Origin of the sequence: Streptomyces sp. NPDC051104 (assembly GCF_040682835.1) — a bacterium.
Classification (GTDB): domain Bacteria; phylum Actinomycetota; class Actinomycetes; order Streptomycetales; family Streptomycetaceae; genus Streptomyces; species Streptomyces cynarae.
Map to the genome: position 1 here is coordinate 1 of NZ_JBFBBS010000167.1, position 1,084 is coordinate 1,084.

At 31.8% G+C, this 1,084-nt stretch carries 2 protein-coding genes; both read right to left on the reverse strand.

Going from position 1 to position 1,084, the window contains the following annotated elements:
- Positions 1–263: 263 nt before the first annotated feature.
- Positions 264–851: a hypothetical protein gene (locus AB0N14_RS40355; protein WP_366030646.1), complete on the reverse strand. Its 588-nt coding sequence runs from the start codon at positions 849–851 to the stop codon at positions 264–266.
- Positions 852–861: 10 nt separating this feature from the next.
- On the reverse strand, positions 862–1,084 hold a 223-nt coding region (locus AB0N14_RS40360), incomplete at its 5' end, for a hypothetical protein (protein WP_366030647.1).

Sequence of the window (1,084 nt, forward strand, 5' to 3'; positions counted from 1 at the left end):
TCTTTACTCAATTTAAAACCAAAATTAGAAATTGAAGAAGGAATTAGTGATGCACCAGCATTTTTTAGCACATCGGTTTGTGTTCTATTTTTTATTTCTTCCATTTTTTGATGGTCTTTTTTTGCATCAAAATATTCATTGAAAGATTTTGCTTTTAATAGTTCTTTAAATCCCATAATTTCTCCTTGCCAGTTTTGTGATGGCGCACGTTATTTACTTACCTTTTTAACGAGGTTCAAGACATTGCTCGTAGTTTTACTTATTTAATTAGTTCCCAATAATAGCTGGAATTCTTTTTCTGCCATATTAAAGAAATTATGACTTAGATGATAATGATCCAAAAATTGGTAAACATTAATAGCTTCAATTACATCAAAATAACCAATGTAATCTACGATATAATCATGCATTTCTTGCTTATTTATACTAACTTTTATTTCATCTTCAAATATTTCAGTGATAGCTTCATGCAGCTCTAAATATTCATTTTTGATGATTGACTCAGCCAATTCAAAAGGTGCATCTGTTGTATTCACAAACACATTGAAATATTCGTAGTTTCCCCCGTTAGCTTCAAATATTTCCCAAAGAAGAAGAATAGCTTCGTGGTTTGCTCTGGCTTCTTGAGGGTTAATTGCATCAAAATACTTTCCGCGATGGCTATCTTTATTAATAATATGAATCAGTTCATGAGCAATTTCAAAAGGAGTTACTTCAATAGAACTGTAAATCATTATTTTATCATCTGTATTAACGATTGCAGGTATAGGGAACATTTCATCAGCAAATACAGAAAATCCAAACTTTTCAACTTCTTTAAGGAGATATTCTAAAAGCTCCTGTCTGCCCATAGAACCCTCCTTATTTGTCTTCTAAACGTTTGCCTAATAATCGTTTCATAGCTTCTTTAACATCATCAGTTAATGGTCTGCCGTCAAATGAAACCCACTTATCCCAATCAACTTTGCTATCATCTACTAAATCGGCAAGGTCAATACCTTGTTTTTGTTGTTCAGTTTTAATAGAAACAACCTTAGCATTTTCTTTTTTCTGCTCTTTCAATTGAGAAGAAGCGGTATCAAGG